Raw genomic sequence first — 3,991 nt, forward strand, 5'->3', positions numbered from 1 at the left:
GCCTGGGCCGCCATGCCGCCGCGCGAGCGCGCCGCCGTGTTCCTGCGCGCTGCCCAGCTGTTCCAGCAGCATTTCGACGAACTCGCCCTGTTCGTGACCCGCGAGAGCGGCGGCATCCTGCCCAAGGGCCAGCATGAGATCCGCGAGGCCATTGCCTTCTGCCAGATCGCGGCCGCCATGCCGCTGCAGGCCCAGGGCCAGGTCTTGCCGAGCACGCCGGGTCGCATGTCCATCGCCCGCCGCGTGCCGCTGGGCGTCGTGGGCGTCATCTCGCCCTTCAACTTCCCGCTCATCCTGACGCTGCGCGTCGTCGCCCCGGCGCTGGCCGCCGGCAACGCCGTCGTCATCAAGCCCGATCCGCGCACGCCGGTCAGCGGCGGTTTCATGATCGCCCAGGTCTTCGAGGCCGCCGGCCTGCCCGCCGGCCTGCTGCACGTGCTGCCCGGCGGTKCCGATGTGGGCGAGGCGCTCGTCACCGACCCGGCCGTTGCGATGATCTCCTTCACCGGCTCGGCCGGCGTCGGTCGCCGCATCGGCGAGCTGGCGGGCCGGCACCTGAAGAAGGTCTCGCTCGAACTCGGCGGCAGCAATGCCCTCGTCGTGCTCGACGACGCCGACCTCGACCTCGCCGCCAGCAACATCGCCTGGGGCGCCTGGCTGCACCAAGGCCAGATCTGCATGGCCAGCAACCGCGTGCTGGTGCACGAATCCATCGCGCCGGCCATCACCGAGCGCCTCGTCGCCAAGGCCCAGCACCTGCCGGTGGGCGACGGCGCGACCGGCCAGGTTGCCCTTGGGCCGCTGATCGACGAGCGCCAGCGCGACCGCGTGCATGCCGCCGTGCAGGCCAGCGTCAAGGCCGGCGCCCAGCTGCTGRCCGGTGGCAGCTACGACCGCCTCTTCTACAAGCCCACCGTGCTGGCCGGCGTCAAGCCCGGCATGCCGACCTTCGATGACGAGACCTTTGGCCCGGTCGTCAACCTCGTCACCTTCAAGACCGACGAGGAGGCCGTGGCGCTGGCCAACACCGGCCACGGCGGCTTGGCGGCAGGCGTGATCTCCAAGTCGGTGGGCCGCGCCCTGGCGGTGGGCAACCAACTGCGCGCCGGCATGGTCCACATCAACGACCAGACCGTCAACGACGACGCCGTCAACCCCTTCGGCGGCCCCGGCATCGCCGGCAATGGCAACTCGCATGGCGGCCCTGGGGACTGGGAGCAGTTCAGCACCTGGCAGTGGCTGACCGTCAAGGACACGCCGCCCCAGTTTCCGTTCTGAACGCGACAACAAACCAATAGGAGACAAGCATGAACTTCCAAGGCAAGACCATCGTCATCACCGGCGTCAGCTCCGGCATCGGCGCCGAGACCGCGCGCTTCCTGCGCCTGAAGGGCGCCCGCGTCATCGGCGTGGACCGCAACGAGCCGCTGCTGACGCTGGACGGCTTCGTCAAGGCCGACCTGTCCGAGCAGGCCGCCATCGATGCCGCCTTCAAGCAGCTGCCCGAGCGCTTCGACGCGCTGTGCAACATCGCCGGCGTGCCGGGCACGGCGCCGGTGGACCTGGTGGCCCGCGTCAACTACCTGGGCCTGCGTCACTTGTGCACCCGCGCGATGGAGCGGCTTCCCCAGGGCGGCGCCATCGTCAACATCGCGTCCATCCTCGGTGCCGAGTGGCCGGTGCGGCTGGACCTGCACAAGGCCCTGGCCGAGACGCCCAACTTCGAGGCCGGCCTGGCCTTCCTCGCGAAGAAGCCGGTGGCGCAGGAAACCTGCTACCAGTACTTCAAGGAAGCGCTGATCGTCTGGACCCTGACCCAGTCGCAGAAATGGTTCCTGGGCAGCGGCGTGCGCATGAACTGCGTCGCGCCCGGCCCCGTGCTGACGCCCATCCTCGGCGACTTCGTGCAGATGCTTGGCGAGGAGCGCGTGCAGAAGGACTCGCACCGCATCAAGCGCCCCGCGCTGGCCGACGAGGTCGCGCCGGTGGTGGCCTTCCTGTGCGCCGACGAGTCGCGCTGGGTCAGCGGCGTCAACCTGCCGGTGGATGGCGGCCTGGCCTCCACCTACTACTGACCCTCCCGCGCACCGAGGAGACACACATGCAACACCCCCCGCATGACACGGGCTACGAGCGCAAGACGCTCGTGCTGATGGGGCTGGGCTTCGGCCTGGTCGGGCTGGACCGCTGGATCATCGCGCCGCTGTTCCCGCACATCATGAAAGACCTGGGGCTGGACTACCAGCAGCTGGGCACGCTGATCGGCGTCCTCAGCCTCACCTGGGGGGCGTGGGCCATCCTGATGGGGCGGCTGTCGGACAGCATCGGTCGCAAACGCATCCTGGTGACGACGATGGTGGCGTTCTCGCTGCTGTCGGGCCTGTCGGGCCTGGCCAGCGGCTTCGCCAGCCTGATGTTGATCCGTGCCGTCATGKGCGTGGCCGAAGGCGCGTTCACGCCCGCCAGCATCGCCGCCACGGGCGAGGCCTCGCTGCCCGCGCGGCGCGGCTTCAACCAGGGGCTGCAACTGAGCATGTTCTCGCTGCTCGGCCTGGGCTTCGCACCCATCATTGCCACGCAGCTGCTGCAGGTGCTGCCGTCATGGCACTGGGTGTTCATGGTGTCGGCGCTGCCGGGGTTGGCCGTGGCGGTGTTGATCGCGCGCACCTTGCGCGGCGATGCGCCGCCGGCACGCGCACCCGGGGCCGCCGCCGCCCCGGCGCCGCGTTGGAGCACGCTGCTGCGCTCGCGCAATGTCTTGCTGGCCGCGCTGGCCGTGCTGTGCGCCATGGCCGGCATCTTCGTCATCAGCGCGATGGTGCCGATCTACCTGGAGCATGTGCTCAAGCTCGGCACGCAGGAGATGGGCTACGTGGTGTCGGCCATCGGCTTCGGCGGCTTTGTTGGTTCCTTCGGCCTGTCGGCCCTGTCGGACCGAGTGGGCCGAAAGCCCGTTGCGATCAGTGCCTTCATCGGCTCGGCCGTGCTGCTGTATGCCTTCGGGCAGACCGGCGCCAACCCGCAGATGCTGTTCACCCTGCTGTTCGGCCTGTCGGTGTGCGCCTTGGGCTTGCTGGGCCTGATCTCGGGGCCGATTGCCACCGAGGCGGCCCCCGCTGGGCTCATCGCTTCGTCGGTCGGCTTCGTGTCGGGCGCGGGCGAAATCTTCGGCGGCGGGCTGGCACCAGTCCTGGCGGGCTATGTGGCCCAGCACCACGGCCTGCCCGCCACGCTGCACGTTGCCCTCGCGGGCTTCGTCTGCGGGGCCATCGCGTCGCTGTTCCTGCTGGAAACCGCGCCGTGTCGCCAGCAACGAGCGGGCCTGCCCGTGGAGGGCGGGCTGACCTCGACGTCACTCTGAATTACCGCACGGGCCGGTGAGCCCGAAATTTCTACAAAACCGGAGACAACATGACAAGACATACCCGCCATGCGCTGGCGGTAGCGGCAGCGCTCGCCCTGCCCACCGCTTCCCACGCCTTCGACATCGAGCTGCCCAGCAGCGACTACAAGCTGCGCCTGGACTTGACGCCCAAGTACAGCACCGCCGTGCGGCTGAAGAACCCGTCCGACGCGCTGACGCGGCTGGACGTGGCCAAGGACCCCGGCACCGTCAATGAAGACGACGGCGACCACAACTTCAAGCGCGGCCAGATCTCCAACCGTTTCGACCTGCTGGCCGAGATCGACCTCGCCGGCCCCGGCTGGGGTGCCCGAGTGAGCGGCAACGCCTGGCGCGACTCGGTCTATCTGCGCAAGAACAGCTATGCCGGCACCGCGCTGTATGCCGGCGGCAATGCCCTTGGCCCCGTCATCCCGACGTCCAACACCTTTGGCGGCCAGGCCCCCGACGACTTCCTGCCCGACACCCGCCGCCAGCATGGCCAAAGCGGTGAGTTCCTCGACGCCTTCGTCTACGTGAAGGGCGAGGTCGGTGGCATGAAGAGCACGGTGCGCATCGGCCGCCACACGCTGCAATGGGGCGAAAGCC

4 protein-coding genes are annotated in these 3,991 nt (G+C 69.3%); all 4 read left to right on the forward strand.

Annotated elements, in window-relative coordinates:
- Positions 1-1,278 (forward strand): benzaldehyde dehydrogenase (locus AC1DU6_RS22520; protein ID WP_477859728.1); only part of this gene is annotated, 1,278 nt, incomplete at its 5' end.
- Between the two features lie 29 nt (positions 1,279-1,307).
- Positions 1,308-2,075 (forward strand): coniferyl-alcohol dehydrogenase, encoded by a 768-nt coding sequence (locus tag AC1DU6_RS22525; protein ID WP_477859729.1) that lies wholly within the window; start codon positions 1,308-1,310, stop codon positions 2,073-2,075.
- A gap of 26 nt (positions 2,076-2,101) precedes the next feature.
- On the forward strand, positions 2,102-3,361 hold the full coding sequence (locus AC1DU6_RS22530; protein WP_477859731.1) for an MFS transporter: 1,260 nt from the start codon (positions 2,102-2,104) through the stop codon (positions 3,359-3,361).
- Positions 3,362-3,411: 50 nt separating this feature from the next.
- A partial coding sequence (locus AC1DU6_RS22535) for a DUF1302 domain-containing protein (protein ID WP_477859733.1) occupies positions 3,412-3,991 on the forward strand: 580 nt, incomplete at its 3' end.

Source organism: Roseateles sp. P5_B10 (assembly GCF_056400485.1).

What these genes read in the sequence shown, in the direction of transcription:
- AC1DU6_RS22525 (WP_477859729.1), top strand. Translation starts at nt 1,308, where the DNA reads ATGAACTTCCAAGGCAAGACCATCGTCATCACCGGCGTCAGCTCCGGC.